This window comes from Klebsiella sp. GL120222-02 (genome assembly GCF_003097195.1).
Classification (GTDB): Bacteria; Pseudomonadota; Gammaproteobacteria; order Enterobacterales; family Enterobacteriaceae; genus Klebsiella; species Klebsiella variicola.
The window spans coordinates 56874-74847 of record NZ_QEQO01000001.1 but is presented as its reverse complement, the minus strand read 5'-3'; the positions used below and the strand labels follow the sequence as shown (position 1 = coordinate 74847).

Sequence of the window (17974 nt, the reverse complement as noted above, 5' to 3'; positions counted from 1 at the left end):
GACCTGCGTCAGCCCCTGAGATTATAACGGGTCTACCTTAAGGCAGGAAACCGCATGGCGGAAACTGCCCTCCAGTACCGGGCGGGTTTTCGCACACTCTGGCCCGGCGAGCGGGCAGCGGGTGCGGAACACGCAGCCCGACGGAGGGTTAATTGGCGAGGGTAATTCGCCCTCCAGCAACTGAATAGTTTTCGCTTTCTCGAGATCAGGATCGGGGATCGGTACCGCCGACATCAGCGCTTTGGTATAGGGATGCAGCGGATTATGATACACCTCGTCGTAGGTGCCCAGCTCCACCGCATGGCCCAGATACATCACCAGGACGCGGTCGGAGATATGTTTAACCACCGCCAGATCGTGGGCGATAAATATCAGCGACAGCCCCATCTCACGCTGCAGCTGCTGCAGCAGATTGACCACCTGAGCCTGAATCGACACGTCAAGCGCAGATACTGGCTCATCGCAGATAATCAGCTTCGGCTCAAGGATCAACGCCCGCGCGATGCCGATACGCTGGCACTGACCGCCGGAGAACTCATGCGGATAGCGGTTGATCAGGTTAGGCAGCAACCCGACCTTCATCATCATCGCTTTGACGCGATCGCGAACTTCCTGACGCGACATCTTCGGATGATAGGTGCGCAGCGGTTCAGCGATAATCTCCCCGATGGTCATGCGCGGATTCAGCGAGGCCAGCGGATCCTGGAAGATCATCTGGATATCGCTGCGCACATCGCGCCACTCTTCCTGCTTCATACCCAGCAGATCTTTCCCAAGCCAGGCCACTTTGCCATCGGTCGCTTTCACCAGGCCAATAATGGCGCGGGCGAAGGTCGATTTGCCGCAGCCTGACTCCCCTACCACACCGAGGGTTTCCCCCTCATAGAGGCGCAACGTCACGCCATCCACTGCTTTCAGCGTTTTCGACGGCTGCCAGAACCACTGCTTGCCATCTTTGATATCGAAGTGCACCTTCAGGTCGGCAATTTCAAGCAGGACTTTTCGTTGTTCAGTTACGGCGTTCATAGCAGATCCCCCACCGGTTTAAAGCAGGCGCGCAGGCGGCCTGGCGCGAACGACTCCAGCGGCGGTGCGCTGCTACACTGCTCCATGGCGTGCGGGCAGCGCGGCTGGAATGGACAGCCTTTCGGCAATCGCAGCAGGTTTGGCGGGTTGCCAGGGATGGTTAACAACGCATCGCCCTCGGCATCCAGACGAGGAACTGCATTCAACAGGCCAATAGAGTATGGATGTGACGGTTGATAGAAGACATCGCGCGCCTGACCGTACTCCATGGTGCGCCCGGCGTACATCACCAGCACTTTATCGCAGATCCCGGCCACCACCCCGAGGTCGTGGGTGATCATGATGATTGCCGTATTGAATTCGCGTTTAAGCTCATTCAACAGCGTCATGATCTGCGCCTGCACGGTGACGTCCAGCGCGGTGGTGGGTTCATCCGCAATCAGCAGCCGCGGCCGACACAGCAGCGCCATGGCAATCATCACGCGCTGGCGCATCCCGCCGGAAAACTCGTGCGGAAACATCTTCATGCGCTTGCGCGCTTCCGGCATTTTTACCGCATCGAGCATCTTCACCGACTCTTCAAACGCTTCGGCTTTGCTCAGTCCTTTATGCAACATCAGGACTTCCATTAACTGCTCGCCCACCCGCATATACGGGTTAAGAGAGGTCATCGGATCCTGGAAAATCATCGAGATTTGCTCGGCGCGCAGTTTGTTCAGTTCACGCTCGGGCAAATTGAGGATCTGCCGACCGTTAAAGGTGGCGGATCCTCCGATGCGGCCGTTGGCCGCCAGCAGCCCCATCAGAGCGAAGGCGGTTTGCGATTTACCGGAGCCAGATTCGCCCACAATGCCGAGCGTCTCGCCCGCCTGCAGGGTGAAGTTCAGGTCATTGACGGCAGTGACATCGCCATCCGGCGTTTTAAAGGTGACGCGGAGATCTTTCACGTCCAGCAGCAGGCCGCTGTGACTCTGCGCTTGCGGCGCCTTTGCCGTTTCAATCATGGTCATGGCAGCGCTCCTTAGCGGTCTTTCGGGTCGAGGGCATCACGCAGACCATCGCCGATAAAGTTGAAACAGAACAGGGTCACCACCAGGAAACCCGCCGGGAACAGCAGCAGCCAGGGCGAGACTTCCATTGAGTTGGCGCCATCGCTGAGCAATGCTCCCCAACTGCTGAGCGGCTCCTGGGTTCCCAGCCCGAGGAAGCTGAGGAAGGATTCGAAGAGGATCATGCTGGGGACCAGCAGCGAGGCGTACACTACCACCACCCCCAGTACGTTGGGGACGATATGGCGCAGCACGATGCTGGCCGTGGAGACCCCACCGACCTGCGCGGCTTCGATAAACTCTTTACGCTTCAGGCTCAAGGTCTGTCCGCGCACGATACGCGCCATATCCAGCCAGGAAACCATGCCGATGGCAACAAAGATCAGCAGGATATTCTGACCAAAAAAGGTCACCAGCAGGATGACGAAGAACATAAACGGGAAGGAGTTGAGGATCTCCAGCAGACGCATCATCACCGAGTCCACTTTGCCGCCGAGATAACCGGAAAGCGAACCGTACAGCGTGCCGAGGATCACCGCCACCAGCGCCGCTGCCACCCCGACCATCAGCGAAATACGCCCGCCGATCGCCACGCGCACCAGCAGGTCGCGCCCGGAGGAGTCGGTTCCGAAGTAGTGGCCTGAAGCCATATCCGGGGCATTGGACATCATGCCCCAGTCGGTATCGAAGTAGGAGAACGACGACACCATCGGCGCAAAGGTGACAAACAGCGCAATAAGCACCAGCATGATCAGGCTGGTCACCGCGGCGCGGTTGTGCATAAAGCGGCGACGCGCATCCTGCCAGAGGCTACGCCCCTCCACTTCCAGCTTCTCACTGAAGTTTTCCAGCGCCTCGCTATTTTTCTTACTTAACATCATGGCGAACTCCGGCTTCAGTAGCGAATCTTCGGATCGATAACGGCGTACAGCACGTCAACGATGGCGTTGAACAGGATAGTCAGGGCGCCAACGAGGATCGTCAGGCTCAGCACCAGCGAGTAGTCGCGGTTAAGCGCCCCGTTAACGAACAGCTGGCCGATCCCCGGCAGGCCGTAAATGGTTTCAATGACCATTGAGCCGGTGATGATGCCCACGAAAGCTGGCCCCATATAGGAGAGCACCGGCAGCAGCGCCGGCTTCAGCGCATGGCGCAAAATAATGCGGCGCATCGGCAGCCCTTTTGCCCGCGCGGTTCGGATAAAGTTAGAGTGCAACACTTCTATCATCGAGCCGCGGGTGATACGGGCGATACTGGCGATATAGGCCAGGGAAAGCGCCACCATCGGCAGGATCATAAATTTCAGCGCTCCGCCGTTCCAGCCGCCGCCCGGCAGCCAGTGCAGGGTAATGGCAAAAATCATCACCAGCAGCGGCGCCACTACAAAGCTCGGAATAACCACGCCGGTCATGGCTACCCCCATCACCGCGTAGTCCCATCGGGTGTTTTGCTTCAGAGCGGCTATCACCCCGGCGGCTACGCCGATCACCACCGCGAGTAAAAAGGCGGCGAAGCCCAGTTTCGCAGAAACCGGGAAGCTGGCGGCCACCAGATCGTTGACCGAATAATCTTTGTATTTAAAGGAGGGACCAAAATCGCCATGCGCCAGTTGCTTCAGATAATTGAAGTACTGCGTCATGATAGGGTCGTTTAAATGGTATTTTGCTTCAATATTCGCCATGACTTCCGGCGGCAGGGTGCGCTCCCCGGTAAAAGGACTTCCCGGTGCCAGACGCATCATGAAGAATGAGATGGTAATAAGAATAAATAGCGTCGGAATCGCTTCCAGACAGCGACGTAAGATAAATTTTAACATTGCCCGTACCTTCTGGCGTGTGCCTTTGCACTGCTCTCAAATAAGACACGATGGAGCGAGCACAGGCCCGCCCCACGTATTGCCATTAATGTTTGATAACGTAAAGATCTTTGGTATAGACGTTATCCATCGGGTCTTTACCGGTATAGCCCCCAACCCACGGTTTCACCAGGCGGGCGTTGACGTAGTAATAGACCGGTACGATCGCGCTGTCTTTGTCCAGCTGCTGTTCCGCTTTCGCATAGGCTGCCGTACGCTGCGCTTCATCAGACGCTTTTACGGATTCAGCCATAATCTTGTCGAACGCCGGGCTCTTATAGTGCGCAGTGTTCATTGAGCTGTCAGAGAGCATGGTATTCAGGAAGGAAGTTGGCTCGTTATAGTCGGCGCACCAGCCTGCGCGTGCCACGTCATAGGTGCCCTGGTGACGGGTATCGAGGAACGTTTTCCACTCCTGGTTAACCAGCTTCACGTCAATGCCCAGGTTTTTACGCCACAGCGAGGCGGCGGCAATCGCCAGCTTCTTGTGCAAATCGGAGGTGTTATACAGCAGGTTAAAGGTCAACGGTTTATCCGCGGTATAGCCGGCTTCGGCCAGCAGTTTTTTCGCTTCTTCGTTGCGTTTTTCCTGCGACCACGTAAACCATTCCGGCTCGCTCAGCTTCGCGCCATCGGTGTACGGCGGCGTGTAGCCGTAGGCCGGCAGATCGCCCTGTCCTTTCACTTTATTAGCAATAATGTCGCGATCCAGACCCAGCTTCAGCGCGGTACGGACGCGTACGTCGGTAAACGGCGCTTTCTGGTTGTTGATTTCGTAATAATAGGTACACAGATACGGGTCGACGTGCAGCTCGTTGGGGATCTCTTTTTTCAGCTTCTGGAAGAGTTCGATCGGCAGCTGGTTATAGGTCATGTCCAGTTCACCGCTGCGATAGCGGTTAACATAGGTCACTTCGGAAGAGGTCGGCAGCCAGGTAACGGTGTTAATGACGGTTTTTGCATTATCCCAGTAGTGCGGGTTGCGCTCCATCACGATACGTTCGTTGACCACCCAGTCTTTCAGAGTATACGCCCCGTTGGTGACGATATTGCCAGGCTGTGTCCATTTCTCGCCAAATTTTTCAATAGCCGGTTTGTAGACAGGAGACATCGCCGGGTTAACCAGCAGCTTATAAAAATAAGGGACTGGCTCGCTGAGGGTTACTTCCAGCGTGTGGTCGTCAATGGCTTTTACGCCTAGTTCGCTCGGCGCTTTCTTGCCATCAATGATGTCGTCGACGTTAACGATATGACCATATTGCGGATAGCTGGCATAAGGAGAAGCGGTTTTCGGATCCACCAGACGCTGCCAGCTGTAGACGAAGTCCTGAGCAGTAACCGGCTCGCCGTTAGACCATTTCGCATCTTTACGCAGATGGAAGGTCCAGACTTTAAAATCTTTATTATCCCAGCTCTCTGCTACGCCAGGGATCGGGTGGCCATCTTTCGGCGAAGTATTCAGCAAGCCTTCGAAGAGGTCGCGGCTAATATTGGCCTCGGGTACCCCTTCAATTTTATTCGGGTCCAGTGATTGCGGCTCAGCGCCGCTATTTCGCACCAGCGTTTGCTTATCCGACAACTGCACACCGGCTGGGACATCCGCTGCCATAGCCATATTGCCGGCAAGCAGTGCGGATAGCACTCCCGCGGCGATCAAACGTTTTTTAGTGATGATGGTCATTGTGTTGTAACTCCAGTCATTATAATTACTGGTTTTTTAACCAGCCTGTTTTTTTCCCGTTTGCGGGGATCTGTCCAACGCAGGAGCGTTTGCGATTGGCAGATTGCTATCACCGACTTATTTATTACGACCGCTCGAACGGCAGCCTTAACGTCGATTCTTTGCCCCCTCGCTGGAGGGCAGTTCCGGCGCAGTGAGATTATTAATAATGATTCTCATTTACGCATATAATTCAGCAGACGATAACGGCGGAAATTACCAAAAGGTAAACACCTCCGCCAATGCAATTTGCAAATATGTTACCGGATTCTCTTTTATCGCCGATATTGCCCGCGATGCTCAAGATCTTCGCGGACTACCGACAAAAAAATATCATTGTTAATCATAGTGATATGATTTTTTAATCGCGTTGAGAATCGAGTATCGGCTAAAAGATGCTTTTTTGTACAAAAATTTAACAACAGGTTACTTTTTAGCACATTCATCTACTGCCTTGTTAAAATTACTAATATCATTTCGATGATCCGACAGCAAGTGCCAGAGAATGATGTGAAGAAAATAACATCGCAGGCAGGAAGAGCGTGAGGGGAAAACAATGAACAAAAACAGATATCTTAATGAAAAATATGGATTTAAAGATATTATCGCAAAACGTTATCTCAACAGCCGATCTCGCGCTGGTTAATAGGTTTTGCTAATAATCGCGCAAGCGCGAAGTGAAGCCTCCACGCTTGCATGGTGTTCCACTAATTAAGCAGTCCGGGGAACAGCGCTTTAATACCGGTTACGATAAACTCGATCCCCAGGGCCATCAGCAGCAACCCCATGATACGGGTGATGACGTTGATTCCCGTCTGTCCCAGCAGACGAACCAGCCACGGCGCCATTCGGAAAATGCCCCAGCAGCAAAGAGCGAATACCGCTATCGCCAGTGAGAACCCGACCAGGTGCACCCAGGAATGATATCGGGTGCCCCAGACAATAGTTGAACTGATTGCCCCCGGTCCGGCCATTAAGGGGAGCGCGAGAGGCACGACGCCGATGCTCTCCCGGACCGCCGTCTCCGACTTCTCCTGCTTGTTCTGCTTATCTTCGCCGAGCTTGCCGCTGATCATCGACATCGCAATGGTCACCACCAGGATGCCGCCGGCAATGCGGAAGGAATCAATCGAGATGCCAAAAATCTGCAGAATGCCATCGCCGAGAAACAACGACGTCAGGAGAATGATCGCCACCGACAGGTTTGCGGTCAGGTTGGTCTTGTTGCGCACCGCTGCCGGTTGGTAGCTGGTCATACTGATAAACACCGGAATGATGCCGACCGGGTTGACCAGGGCAAATAAGCCAATGAAAAACTTGAAATAGGTAGCAAAATCGAACAGTGGTTGAGTCACAATGGGCTCCGCAGCATCATCAAAATTGGCGGTTGACTATTAACAGCATAAAATAACTGCGCGAAACATACGCTTTTTGCATGCAATATTCATTATAAATATGCATAACCCGGTGATATGTATCGAATGTTAGTTATTTGTAGCTTTAATGCTAATCGTTTTTTTAATTTCAAAACCCTTCCATTACACTTGATCGAATCGGTTAAAAAGCAGCCAGCTGAAAGGTATCAGCCACGCCAATACTTGATCTAAATCACGTATTTTGTACTCAGAAGTGAGTAATCTTGATGACACCAACAGAGTGGAAGGCAGCATGACCTGAAAGTTAAAGTAATAGAGCTTTTTTAGTAAATCGGTAAAACAGTGTCCTGATTTTTCTACATAAACATTTACATGCAAGCTGTTAACAGCCTGTCTATAATGTCGAATCGAGCGACTGATTTACTAAAAAAGTTTAACATTATCAGGAGAGCATTATGGCTGTTACTAATATCGCTGAACTGAACGCGCTTGTTGAGCGTGTCAAGAAAGCCCAGCGTGAATATGCCAGTTTCACTCAAGAACAAGTCGATAAAATCTTCCGCGCTGCCGCTCTGGCCGCTGCAGATGCTCGAATCCCTCTCGCTAAAATGGCCGTTGCCGAATCCGGCATGGGCATCGTTGAAGACAAAGTGATCAAAAACCACTTCGCTTCCGAATACATTTACAACGCATATAAAGATGAAAAAACCTGTGGCGTCCTGTCAGAAGACGACACCTTTGGTACCATCACTATCGCTGAACCGATCGGCATCATCTGCGGTATCGTACCGACAACTAACCCGACTTCAACAGCCATCTTCAAATCGCTCATCAGCCTGAAGACACGTAACGCCATCATTTTCTCTCCGCACCCGCGTGCAAAAGAAGCCACCAACAAAGCGGCTGATATCGTACTGCAGGCTGCCATCGCGGCTGGCGCGCCGAAAGACCTGATCGGCTGGATCGATCAGCCGTCCGTAGAACTGTCTAACGCGCTGATGCATCACCCGGACATCAACCTGATCCTTGCGACCGGTGGTCCAGGTATGGTGAAAGCAGCGTACAGCTCCGGTAAACCAGCTATCGGCGTTGGTGCCGGTAACACCCCGGTGGTCATTGATGAAACGGCTGATATCAAACGTGCTGTTGCTTCCGTTCTGATGTCTAAAACCTTCGATAACGGCGTTATCTGTGCTTCTGAGCAGTCTGTTGTCGTCGTTGATTCAGTGTATGACGCGGTTCGCGAACGTTTCGCCAGCCACGGCGGCTATCTGCTGCAGGGTAAAGAGCTGAAAGCGGTTCAGGACATCATCCTGAAAAATGGCGCGCTGAACGCCGCTATCGTTGGTCAGCCAGCGGCAAAAATCGCGGAACTCGCAGGCTTCACCGTTCCGGCTACGACTAAGATCCTGATTGGCGAAGTGACCAACGTTGACGAAAGTGAACCGTTTGCTCACGAAAAACTGTCTCCGACGCTGGCGATGTATCGTGCGAAAGATTTCGAAGACGCGGTCACCAAAGCAGAAAAACTGGTTGCCATGGGCGGTATCGGTCACACCTCTTGCCTGTACACCGACCAGGACAACCAGCCGGCTCGCGTGGCTTACTTCGGCCAGATGATGAAAACCGCACGTATCCTGATCAACACCCCGGCTTCTCAGGGTGGTATCGGTGACCTGTACAACTTCAAACTCGCGCCTTCCCTGACTCTGGGTTGTGGTTCCTGGGGTGGTAACTCCATCTCTGAAAACGTTGGTCCGAAACACCTGATCAACAAGAAAACCGTTGCTAAGCGAGCTGAAAACATGTTGTGGCACAAACTTCCGAAATCTATCTACTTCCGTCGTGGCTCCCTGCCAATCGCACTGGATGAAGTGATTACTGATGGTCACAAACGCGCGCTGATCGTGACTGACCGCTTCCTGTTCAACAACGGCTATGCCGATCAGATCACTTCCGTACTGAAAGCAGCGGGCGTTGAAACCGAAGTCTTCTTTGAAGTTGAAGCTGACCCGACCCTGACCATCGTACGTAAAGGTGCCGATCTGGCGAACTCCTTCAAACCAGACGTCATCATCGCGCTGGGCGGCGGTTCCCCGATGGATGCGGCGAAAATCATGTGGGTCATGTACGAACATCCGGAAACCCACTTCGAAGAACTGGCGCTGCGCTTTATGGATATCCGTAAACGTATCTACAAGTTCCCGAAAATGGGCGTCAAAGCCAAGATGGTCGCCATCACCACCACCTCCGGTACCGGTTCTGAAGTGACGCCGTTCGCCGTAGTGACCGATGACGCAACCGGTCAGAAATATCCGCTGGCAGACTACGCGCTGACCCCAGATATGGCCATCGTCGATGCCAACCTGGTGATGGATATGCCGAAATCGCTGTGTGCGTTCGGTGGTCTGGATGCGGTGACTCACGCCCTGGAAGCTTACGTTTCCGTGCTGGCTTCTGAGTTCTCTGACGGCCAGGCTCTGCAGGCGTTGAAACTGCTGAAAGAGTACCTGCCGGCTTCCTACCACGAAGGTTCCAAGAACCCGGTTGCCCGTGAGCGCGTACACAGTGCTGCGACTATCGCCGGTATCGCGTTTGCGAACGCCTTCCTCGGGGTGTGTCACTCCATGGCGCACAAACTGGGCTCTCAGTTCCATATTCCGCACGGTCTGGCCAACGCCCTGCTGATCTGCAACGTTATTCGCTACAACGCGAATGACAACCCGACCAAGCAGACTGCGTTCAGCCAGTACGACCGTCCGCAGGCTCGTCGTCGCTACGCTGAAATCGCCGATCACCTGGGTCTCTCTGCACCGGGCGACCGCACCGCAGCGAAGATCGAGAAACTGCTGGCATGGCTGGAAAGCATCAAAGCTGAGCTGGGAATTCCGAAATCTATCCGCGAAGCTGGCGTTCAGGAAGCTGACTTCCTGGCTAACGTTGATAAACTGTCTGAAGATGCATTCGATGACCAGTGCACCGGCGCTAACCCGCGCTACCCGCTGATCTCCGAACTGAAACAGATTCTGCTGGATACCTACTACGGCCGCGAGTTCGTCGAAGGCGAAACTGCTGCGAAAACCGACGCGGCTCCGGTGAAAGCTGAGAAAAAAGCGAAGAAATCCGCTTAATCAACAACGGTAAACATACTGCAAGCCCCGTCAGATGACGGGGCTTTTTTATGCCTGCTTGTCAGCCAATCCCGAGCTCCAGCCTTCCAGAGTATAAAAAAGGCGCCCACAGGCGCCTGTATGAGCTTCTGAGCAACTCAGCAGGAATAACGCTGGTTTTGTACCTGGGTTAAAGAACCCACGCTCAGCGCCTCTTTATAATGCTTACGACAGACGGACACATACCGCTCATTGCCGCCGATGACAACCTGCTCGCCTTCATTATAAGGTCGCCCCTCTTGATCGAGACGTAGCACCATGCTCGCCTTACGGCCGCAGAAGCAAATGGTTTTCAGCTCCACCAGCTTATCGGACCATGCCAGCAAATACTGGCTACCGGTAAAGAGCTCGCCGCGAAAATCCGTCCGCAGTCCATAGCACAGCACCGGAATATCCAGTGTATCGACAACTTCGGACAGCTCATGAACCTGTTCGCGCGTCAGAAACTGGCTTTCATCCACCAGCACGCAGTGAATTGGCTTAAGCTTGTGCTCTGCCGCAATATCGTTAAATAGCGACGTCTGCGGATTATACAACCGGGCCGGCGAGGAGAGGCCGATACGCGAGCTGACTTTTCCAGCACCGAAGCGGTCATCTATCTCAGCGGTATAAACGATGGTACGCATCCCCCGCTCCTGGTAATTGTACGAAGATTGCAACAGAGCGGTCGACTTACCTGCATTCATTGCAGAGTAGTAGAAATAAAGTTGTGCCATCGGCTGCGTGACCCCAATCAAAGTGTTTTATCGCGGCGGCGATTGTACCATATTTTATGCGTACAGCCGCCCTTTCCGCAGGGGTATTGTCGCAGCGCTGAAGGGCATGGAAACGGAAAGGGTGACGTGGATGAATTGAATTTACAGGGCCATTATTTGTACGCCCCGTTACGCTATCGGTGAGGTAACCATTGTCTTTTCGTGCTTATAGGACCAGTATCCATGCACTATAAGCGGGCTTGCGGGTTGTTTTATATTAAGGCGCGTAACCAAAAATGCGCTAATACTGACGAGGGTTATTTACCCATGCAAAGGATAATTTTTCTCACTGAACCTCAGAAAAAGCATATGGTCTCAGTGTTTTAGCTGGCCCCCTACTCATGGCTATAAGGAGCAAAGATGTGAAGCGGCACGAGAATTTTAACTTAAATTAATTAATTCCCGCGACAAATAACCAGTAATTTTGAATTCCTTACATTCTCCCCTATTGCACAACGCATTTTATCGCTCTATTATTAGTTCAACAAACCACCCCACAATATAAGTTTGAGATTACTACAATGAGCGAAGCACTTAAAATTTTGAACAACATCCGTACTCTTCGTGCGCAGGCAAGAGAATGCACCCTTGAAACGCTCGAAGAAATGCTGGAAAAATTAGAAGTCGTTGTTAACGAGCGCCGTGAAGAAGAAAACGCCGCCGCAGCAGAAATTGAAGAGCGTACACGTAAGCTGCAGCAATACCGTGAAATGCTGATTGCTGACGGTATTGACCCGAATGAACTGCTGAGCACTATGGCTGCCGTTAAAGCCGGTACCAAAACTAAGCGTGCTGCACGTCCGGCTAAATATAGCTATGTAGACGAAAACGGCGAAACCAAAACCTGGACTGGCCAGGGCCGTACTCCTGCGGTGATCAAAAAAGCAATGGACGAACAAGGTAAATCACTGGACGATTTCCTGATCTAATCTCCGTTGTCGCAATATTAAAAATCCCGCTCCGGCGGGATTTTTTTTGCCCTCAGGCTCGATAAACAAAACCGGGAGTCGCTGACGCGCTCCCGGTTTCTGGCTTTTAATCGCGCTGCGGATTACTTCGTCACCGCGGTTTCCAGCCAGGCTTTAAAATCGTCACCAAGCGTCTTGTGACGAATACCATATTCGACAAACGCCTGCATGTAGCCAAGCTTATTGCCGCAGTCATGGCTCTTGCCCTTCATATGATAAGCTTCAACCGTTTCTTTCTCGATCAGCATATCAATCGCGTCAGTCAGCTGAATTTCATCACCGGCGCCCGGAGGGGTCTTCGCCAGCAGCGGCCAAATATCTGCGCTGAGGACATAGCGCCCCACTACCGCCAGGTTGGACGGCGCAACGTCAGCTTTTGGCTTCTCGACCACGCCCACCATCGGCACACTTTCGCCCGGCTTCAGGGATTCGCCTTTGCAATCGACCACGCCATACGCGGTCACATCCTCGACAGGCTCAACCATAATCTGGCTAGCGCCAGTCTCATCAAAACGAGAGATCATCTCCGCAAGGTTATCACGGCTCAGATCGGACTCAAATTCATCCAGAATAACGTCTGGCAGAATAACCGCTACCGGCTCATCACCCACTACCGGATGTGCGCACAGCACGGCGTGACCAAGGCCTTTCGCCAGGCCCTGACGAACTTGCATAATTGTCACGTGCGGCGGGCAAATAGACTGCACTTCTTCCAGAAGCTGGCGTTTTACACGTTTTTCCAGCATCGCTTCCAGCTCAAAACTGGTATCGAAATGGTTTTCGATAGAGTTTTTCGATGAGTGCGTTACCAGAACAATTTCAGTAATTCCTGCAGCGATACATTCATTAACAACGTACTGAATTAACGGCTTATCTACCAGCGGCAGCATTTCTTTTGGAATTGCTTTGGTGGCAGGCAGCATCCTGGTGCCTAATCCCGCTACCGGGATAACCGCTTTTCTGACTTTAGAATTAAGGGCAGCCATTGAAATCTCCTGGACTGTTTGTTTTTTAAACTTCTCGTTACAAATAACGTGTCGAGTATATCAGTCAACCGCGTATTCACTGGTCTGAAAAGGTTCCGATAGCCTCGAATTAGGACTTTTACGCATAAAACTGCTCGATGGTACCACCAGTATAGGGCTGCAGGTAATGCCGTCTGCTTAGATATAAACGCAATTGCTCATTCCGCAGACAACATTAAGCGTAAACGCCCCCCGGCCCCCCAAATTTGGCACTGCCATGAGGCGCAGCGCTGGCTAATTTGGTTAAGATAGGCATCGCCCAGCGTCCCTAAAGGAACGCCATTACTTATCTGAATTTGATGCTCACCGGTATTCAACGTGCCATTGAGCCCTGCGGACACCAGAATTAAATTTTTCAGTCCACTGTGGTAATAACCCACCAGCAAAGGGAACTGACCGGGAAGATTCGCCTGGCGGAGTAACTGATTGACCTGTTTTAACAGACTCCCCATTTCAGGTAGCCGTTGCCCCTGATGCGCCAGTTGCTCTTGCAGCAGGCTATTGAATAGCGCGCGCAGTAATAAAGCCGCCAGCACGCCATTATCCCCTGCTCGTGTGACATCCAGACAATAGAAAGCCAAATCATTTTCCGAGAGCGGCGCAATATCGAGCACCAGCCCCGGCTTATCCGCCGATACCAGCTGTCGATAATGAATGCGGCAATGTGACATTTCCTGTTGCACCGGAGGCTGTAGCTCCTGCAGCAGTCTCGATGCGGCGGTCGGATTACTGACCAGCGCGTCCCAGTCCTCAAATAAACGCTCTTCCTCTTCCACACGTGAACTAAACATCGCGGGATACAGGCAGGCATAAACGGTCTCACGCAGGCGATCGAAATCTTTCACCGGTTTTAACAGCACATCCTGGACGCCCAGCCGTAACGCTTTGGCTATATCCGCCATGTTTTCGGTGGCGGAAATCATCAGTATCGGTAGCTGCTCGCCGCGGTTACGCAGCGTCTCAACCAGTTCCAGACCGTTCATTCTCGGCATTGAAATGTCGCAAATCATCAGGTCCGGACGTACCTCAGTCATTTTATGCAGGGCATCCATGCCATCTTCCGCCAGCCAGGTCGTTGCTCCCAGCGAGGCCAGCCATCCATGCAAGAGTGAGCGGAAAACGGGTTCGTCTTCAACTATCAGAATCTGTTTTCCCGCCAATGGCTGCGTCATGATATCTCCCCTGGCTGACGATAATTCAATAGTGGCACGCTATTCTCACTATCGCCTGTCAGATTTTACTTAAGTCAGGTACTTGTACGTCAAACCGCTGTACGCACTAAGGGTAATAGTTCATCCATTTTCTTTTCCACGGCCAATTGGCCCGCGGCAATCGCCTCTGCTGCGCGATGGAAGTCGAGCGTCGACACTTGCGGACAGTATGGCTGCAGCAGGATATCCGGCGGGTCACCCGCCATGCGGTTGCGTTTAAGACGGTTCTCCAGAACCTGGATAGACGTGGTCATGATCTCCATCGCCGTCGGCGTCACGGCCGTACGACGGGAGCTCATTTGCGTCAATCGCGCGCGCAGACGAGTATGCCATGGGCCCTCCTTCTCTTCAGCTTCCGGCCGCGGCGTTTCGAGGGAAAATAAATCTTGCTGCATGAGATGGGCATCATGTTGCAGGTCAACGGCAATCACGATATCGGCCCCCATTGCCCGCGTCAGCGACACGGGAACCGGGTTGACCACTGCGCCATCGACCAGCCAGTAACCATTATGCCTCACCGGCGCCATCAGTCCAGGCATGCTGCAGGAGGCTCGAACGGCTAAATGCAGATCGCCCTCAGTAAACCACAGTTCCCGGCCGGTACTTAAATTGGTCGCGACGGCAGCAAACCGACGCTCGCAGCGTTCGATATCGGTCACCGGCATAATACGACGGTAATGATTGAATACCTTTTCACCGCGCAGCAGGCCCCCACGTCGCCAGGAGAGGTCCATCAGCTTCAGGACATCCCAGTTGCTGAATGAGCAGATCCATGACTCGAGCGCCGGGAGCCGGTTGCAGGCATACGCCGCCCCTACCAGCGAACCGATAGAACACCCCGCGACGATATCAATCTCGATACCAGCCCGACGGAGGGCGTTGATGACGCCAATGTGCGACCATCCTCGGGCAGCTCCCGCCCCTAACGCCAGACCAATTTTAAGCTTTCTCATTATTACTGATAACTATCCTTCCACTCTGAGCGTGGCAACATTGTCACGGCTCAGTTAACATAAACACCTTTGGCGTTGAAGCGCCGTAATTCTTTCTTCCATGGAGGCAGTTTTGTCGCAATTATGCCCCTGTGGCAGCGCACTGGAGTATAGCTCATGTTGCCAGCGATATCTGTCCGGCGCAGAGCTTGCGCCAGGCCCGTCACAGCTTATGCGCTCCCGCTATAGCGCGTTCGTCATGAAAGATGCCGACTATCTGATCAAAACCTGGCATCCGTCCTGTCAGGCGCAGACGTTTCGCGCCGAGCTGGAGAAGGGGTTCAGCCAGACCGAGTGGCTGGGTTTAACCCTGTTCGCCAGTGATGAAGGGCGAGTCCCCAATGAAGGCTTTGTCAGCTTTGTCGCCCGCTTTAATGACAATAACCGTCCGGGCGCCATTATTGAACGTTCCAGATTCTTAAAAGAAAATGGACAGTGGTACTATATCGACGGGACACGACCGCTGATTGGTCGTAATGACCCCTGCCCTTGCGGCTCAGGTAAAAAATTTAAAAAATGCTGCGGCCAGTAACGCTGCCGTAGCGCTTGCAAACACTACAGGATTTTCCTCGCGATGCATTCATTACAACGTAAAGTACTACGCACTATTTGCCCTGATCAGAAAGGCCTCATCGCGCGTATCACCAATATCTGCTACAAACACGAACTTAACATTGTGCAGAACAATGAATTTGTTGACCACCGTACCGGTCGTTTCTTTATGCGCACCGAACTGGAGGGCATTTTTAACGACGCTATTCTGCTGGCCGATCTGGATAGCGCCCTACCGGAAGGTTCCATCCGCGAACTGAATCCGGCAGGCCGTCGCCGGGTGGTCATTCTGGTGACCAAAGAGGCGCACTGCCTCGGCGATCTGCTGATGAAAGCCAACTACGGCGGACTGGATGTCGATATCGCCGCGGTTATCGGCAACCATGACACGCTGCGCCCGCTGGTGGAGCGTTTTGGTATTCCGTTTGAGCTGGTCAGCCACGAAGGGTTAAGCCGCGAAGAACACGACAAGCAGATGGGGGATGCCATTGCGGCACATGAGCCGGATTACGTGGTACTGGCCAAGTATATGCGCGTCCTCACCCCGGAGTTTGTCGCCCGCTTCCCGAACAAAATCATCAATATTCACCATTCATTTTTGCCGGCGTTTATCGGCGCCCGTCCTTATCATCAGGCCTATGAGCGCGGCGTAAAGATCATTGGCGCCACCGCCCACTATGTGAATGACAATCTGGATGAAGGCCCAATCATCATGCAGGACGTGATTCATGTCGATCATACCTATACTGCAGAAGATATGATGCGCGCTGGCCGCGATGTCGAAAAAAACGTCTTGAGCCGGGCGCTGTATCAGGTACTGGCGCAGCGCGTCTTCGTTTACGGTAACCGGACGATTATTCTTTAATCGACTGAGAAATGAATTGGTTAGCTTTACGGCGTTACGCGTAAAAATCAGGCAACCAGTTTATTTTTGTCAAACGAATGCTTTACAGGGGCGCATCATTTGGTATGATGCGCCCCGCTTCCCGAGAAGGAAGCAGGCCAGTACCAAGCATTACCCCGTGGTGGGGTTCCCGAGCGGCCAAAGGGAGCAGACTGTAAATCTGCCGTCATCGACTTCGAAGGTTCGAATCCTTCCCCCACCACCATTATTCACTACAGTGATATGGTTTCCCCGACAAGCGTAAACGATGTTTGCACTTAGCGGGAAGGGTAAGAACCTTCGGCTAAGGTTCGACTCGAGCGCCAGCGAGAGAACGTTGCCACAGGCAACGGCCCGAAGGGCGAGGAGCGATAGCGACGAGTTATCCTTCCCCACCACCATTCATTTTGCTGAATAGCCTACAATGTGATTTTACCCCTGGTGGGGTTCCCGAGCGGCCAAAGGGAGCAGACTGTAAATCTGCCGTCATCGACTTCGAAGGTTCGAATCCTTCCCCCACCACCATCCTCTTAAAAAACACCGCAATCCAATTACTCTACGATATTCTATATTCTACCCTACGGGGAAGGATGAGAAGCTTCGACTAAGGTTCGACTCGAGCGCCAGCGAGAGAACGTTGCCGCAGGCAACGGCCCGAAGGGCGAGGAGCGATAGCGACGAGTTATCCTTCCCCCTCTATTCTCGCGCTCTCTGCAACCACCTGTACTGCTACCTCCTCGCTCGCGCTTCGCTTAGCGAGGCTACAAGCACTGTTTTGCTACCTCCTCGCTCGCGCTTCGCTTAGCGAGGCTACAGGTGGCGCCGTCTGGTAGCCCGGACAGGTGCGCAGCACCGCCTCCGGGAAACTCACAGCGGTGGCAAACGCCTTTTTACCGGCGAGCTTTTCACCACCGAGGTGTTACACTGCGCATACTCGGCCAGACCGTCCAGCAGGGTATCCAGCTGGGCAATATCGCGCACCACGAGGCGCATCACGAAACAATCTTCCCCGGTCACTTTGTCACTTTCAATGCATTCCGGCATCGCCTGGATATATTTATCCACCTTCTGCAGCAGCCCAGGCAGCGGCCGGACCCGCACCAGCGCCTGGAGGCTGTAGCCCAGCGCGGCGAGATTCACCCGCGCACCATAGCCCTGAATGACGCCCCGCTCCTCCAGGCGCTTCACCCGCTCGGCCGTGCTCGGCGAGGTCAGCCCTACTCGCGCGCTCAATACCTTTAGCGAGACTCTGGCATCCTGAGTCAGGCAAGTGAGGATGGCCCGGTCAATTTCATCAAGTACGTCATTCATGTTTTTCACCTAATTATAAAAGGCATTCGCGTCTTTCTACCTTAATTCAGCCATATCACCCTGTCAGGGTTTTTCGCACAA

At 53.1% G+C, this 17974-nt stretch carries 17 protein-coding genes, 2 tRNA genes and 2 other RNA genes; 9 read left to right on the top strand and 12 right to left on the bottom strand.

From position 1 onward, the window contains the following. Positions 1-21: 21 nt before the first annotated feature. The 7 genes from oppF to N438_RS00315 all read right to left on the bottom strand — a co-directional run bounded on the left by oppF (position 22) and on the right by N438_RS00315 (position 7404). Positions 22-1026 (bottom strand): murein tripeptide/oligopeptide ABC transporter ATP-binding protein OppF, encoded by a 1005-nt coding sequence (gene oppF / locus N438_RS00345; protein WP_008804414.1) that lies wholly within the window; start codon positions 1024-1026, stop codon positions 22-24. Further along, positions 1023-2036: an ABC transporter ATP-binding protein gene (locus tag N438_RS00340; RefSeq protein ID WP_004151853.1), complete on the bottom strand. Its 1014-nt coding sequence runs from the start codon at positions 2034-2036 to the stop codon at positions 1023-1025. The genes oppF and N438_RS00340 overlap by 4 nt, the downstream gene beginning before the upstream one ends. An 11-nt stretch (positions 2037-2047) precedes the next feature. Next, the gene (gene oppC / locus N438_RS00335; protein ID WP_004145396.1) at positions 2048-2956 is read right to left on the bottom strand and encodes an oligopeptide ABC transporter permease OppC; all 909 of its coding nucleotides are present in this window, start codon (positions 2954-2956) and stop codon (positions 2048-2050) included. A 14-nt stretch (positions 2957-2970) separates the two neighbouring features. After that, the gene (gene oppB, locus N438_RS00330) at positions 2971-3891 is read right to left on the bottom strand and encodes an oligopeptide ABC transporter permease OppB (protein ID WP_002910089.1); all 921 of its coding nucleotides are present in this window, start codon (positions 3889-3891) and stop codon (positions 2971-2973) included. Between the two features lie 85 nt (positions 3892-3976). After that, on the bottom strand, positions 3977-5611 hold the full coding sequence (oppA, locus tag N438_RS00325) for an oligopeptide ABC transporter substrate-binding protein OppA (protein WP_008804413.1): 1635 nt from the start codon (positions 5609-5611) through the stop codon (positions 3977-3979). Positions 5612-6357: 746 nt separating this feature from the next. Next, a complete protein-coding gene (locus N438_RS00320) occupies positions 6358-7005 on the bottom strand; it encodes a YchE family NAAT transporter (RefSeq protein WP_008804412.1) in 648 nt (215 codons plus the stop codon). Positions 7006-7188: 183 nt separating this feature from the next. Then, the gene (locus N438_RS00315; protein WP_012541357.1) at positions 7189-7404 is read right to left on the bottom strand and encodes a hypothetical protein; all 216 of its coding nucleotides are present in this window, start codon (positions 7402-7404) and stop codon (positions 7189-7191) included. 77 nt (positions 7405-7481) lie between these two features. On the opposite strand from N438_RS00315, the gene adhE reads away from it, so the two are divergent. Beyond that, positions 7482-10157 (top strand): bifunctional acetaldehyde-CoA/alcohol dehydrogenase, encoded by a 2676-nt coding sequence (adhE, locus tag N438_RS00310; RefSeq protein WP_008804411.1) that lies wholly within the window; start codon positions 7482-7484, stop codon positions 10155-10157. Between the two features lie 137 nt (positions 10158-10294). On the opposite strand, the gene tdk is transcribed toward adhE, so the two are convergent. Continuing rightward, positions 10295-10912, bottom strand: coding sequence for a thymidine kinase (gene tdk / locus N438_RS00305; RefSeq protein ID WP_008804410.1), 618 nt, complete (start codon positions 10910-10912; stop codon positions 10295-10297). Between the two features lie 7 nt (positions 10913-10919). Here tdk and N438_RS27660 point away from each other — a divergent pair, with 7 nt between their 5' ends. Both N438_RS27660 and hns read left to right on the top strand, forming a co-directional pair. Then, complete coding sequence (locus N438_RS27660) at positions 10920-11051, top strand: hypothetical protein (RefSeq protein WP_048271801.1); 132 nt, start codon at positions 10920-10922, stop codon at positions 11049-11051. A gap of 421 nt (positions 11052-11472) precedes the next feature. Then, positions 11473-11880, top strand: a complete 408-nt coding sequence (hns, locus tag N438_RS00300; protein ID WP_002910103.1) for a histone-like nucleoid-structuring protein H-NS — start codon at positions 11473-11475, stop codon at positions 11878-11880. Positions 11881-12002: 122 nt separating this feature from the next. Here the strand turns inward: hns and galU are convergent, their stop codons facing one another. The 3 genes from galU to rssA all read right to left on the bottom strand — a co-directional run bounded on the left by galU (position 12003) and on the right by rssA (position 15108). Further along, positions 12003-12905 (bottom strand): UTP--glucose-1-phosphate uridylyltransferase GalU, encoded by a 903-nt coding sequence (galU, locus tag N438_RS00295; RefSeq protein WP_008804409.1) that lies wholly within the window; start codon positions 12903-12905, stop codon positions 12003-12005. Between the two features lie 197 nt (positions 12906-13102). Then, a complete protein-coding gene (rssB, locus tag N438_RS00290; protein ID WP_008804408.1) occupies positions 13103-14116 on the bottom strand; it encodes a two-component system response regulator RssB in 1014 nt (337 codons plus the stop codon). An 89-nt stretch (positions 14117-14205) separates the two neighbouring features. Beyond that, positions 14206-15108 (bottom strand): patatin-like phospholipase RssA, encoded by a 903-nt coding sequence (gene rssA, locus N438_RS00285; RefSeq protein WP_012541356.1) that lies wholly within the window; start codon positions 15106-15108, stop codon positions 14206-14208. Positions 15109-15220: 112 nt separating this feature from the next. On the opposite strand from rssA, the gene N438_RS00280 reads away from it, so the two are divergent. The 6 genes from N438_RS00280 (at position 15221) to N438_RS00255 (ending at position 17284) form a co-directional block, all read left to right on the top strand. Then, entirely contained in the window at positions 15221-15679 is a 459-nt protein-coding gene (locus N438_RS00280; protein WP_008804406.1) for a YchJ family protein, read from the top strand. Between the two features lie 42 nt (positions 15680-15721). Then, positions 15722-16564: a formyltetrahydrofolate deformylase gene (purU, locus tag N438_RS00275; RefSeq protein WP_004203178.1), complete on the top strand. Its 843-nt coding sequence runs from the start codon at positions 15722-15724 to the stop codon at positions 16562-16564. 159 nt (positions 16565-16723) lie between these two features. Further along, positions 16724-16808 (top strand) — tRNA-Tyr (locus tag N438_RS00270). Between the two features lie 43 nt (positions 16809-16851). Next, positions 16852-16983: non-coding RNA, RtT sRNA (locus N438_RS00265), on the top strand. A 39-nt stretch (positions 16984-17022) separates the two neighbouring features. After that, positions 17023-17107, top strand: a tRNA-Tyr gene (locus N438_RS00260). Positions 17108-17151: 44 nt separating this feature from the next. Beyond that, a non-coding RNA gene (locus N438_RS00255) (RtT sRNA) lies at positions 17152-17284 on the top strand. Between the two features lie 165 nt (positions 17285-17449). Here the strand turns inward: N438_RS00255 and N438_RS00250 are convergent. Further along, positions 17450-17893 (bottom strand): Lrp/AsnC family transcriptional regulator, encoded by a 444-nt coding sequence (locus N438_RS00250; RefSeq protein WP_004152249.1) that lies wholly within the window; start codon positions 17891-17893, stop codon positions 17450-17452. Positions 17894-17974 lie beyond the last annotated feature (81 nt).

Excerpts from the sequence above, each read along its gene's own strand:
- oppF (WP_008804414.1), bottom strand. The coding sequence starts at position 1,026 with ATGAACGCCGTAACTGAACAACGAAAAGTCCTGCTTGAAATTGCCGAC.
- N438_RS00340 (WP_004151853.1), bottom strand. The coding sequence starts at position 2,036 with ATGACCATGATTGAAACGGCAAAGGCGCCGCAAGCGCAGAGTCACAGC.
- oppC (WP_004145396.1), bottom strand. The coding sequence starts at position 2,956 with ATGATGTTAAGTAAGAAAAATAGCGAGGCGCTGGAAAACTTCAGTGAG.
- oppB (WP_002910089.1), bottom strand. The coding sequence starts at position 3,891 with ATGTTAAAATTTATCTTACGTCGCTGTCTGGAAGCGATTCCGACGCTA.
- oppA (WP_008804413.1), bottom strand. The coding sequence starts at position 5,611 with ATGACCATCATCACTAAAAAACGTTTGATCGCCGCGGGAGTGCTATCC.
- adhE (WP_008804411.1), top strand. The coding sequence starts at position 7,482 with ATGGCTGTTACTAATATCGCTGAACTGAACGCGCTTGTTGAGCGTGTC.
- tdk (WP_008804410.1), bottom strand. The coding sequence starts at position 10,912 with ATGGCACAACTTTATTTCTACTACTCTGCAATGAATGCAGGTAAGTCG.
- hns (WP_002910103.1), top strand. The coding sequence starts at position 11,473 with ATGAGCGAAGCACTTAAAATTTTGAACAACATCCGTACTCTTCGTGCG.
- galU (WP_008804409.1), bottom strand. The coding sequence starts at position 12,905 with ATGGCTGCCCTTAATTCTAAAGTCAGAAAAGCGGTTATCCCGGTAGCG.
- rssB (WP_008804408.1), bottom strand. The coding sequence starts at position 14,116 with ATGACGCAGCCATTGGCGGGAAAACAGATTCTGATAGTTGAAGACGAA.
- rssA (WP_012541356.1), bottom strand. The coding sequence starts at position 15,108 with ATGAGAAAGCTTAAAATTGGTCTGGCGTTAGGGGCGGGAGCTGCCCGA.
- purU (WP_004203178.1), top strand. The coding sequence starts at position 15,722 with ATGCATTCATTACAACGTAAAGTACTACGCACTATTTGCCCTGATCAG.
- N438_RS00250 (WP_004152249.1), bottom strand. The coding sequence starts at position 17,893 with ATGAATGACGTACTTGATGAAATTGACCGGGCCATCCTCACTTGCCTG.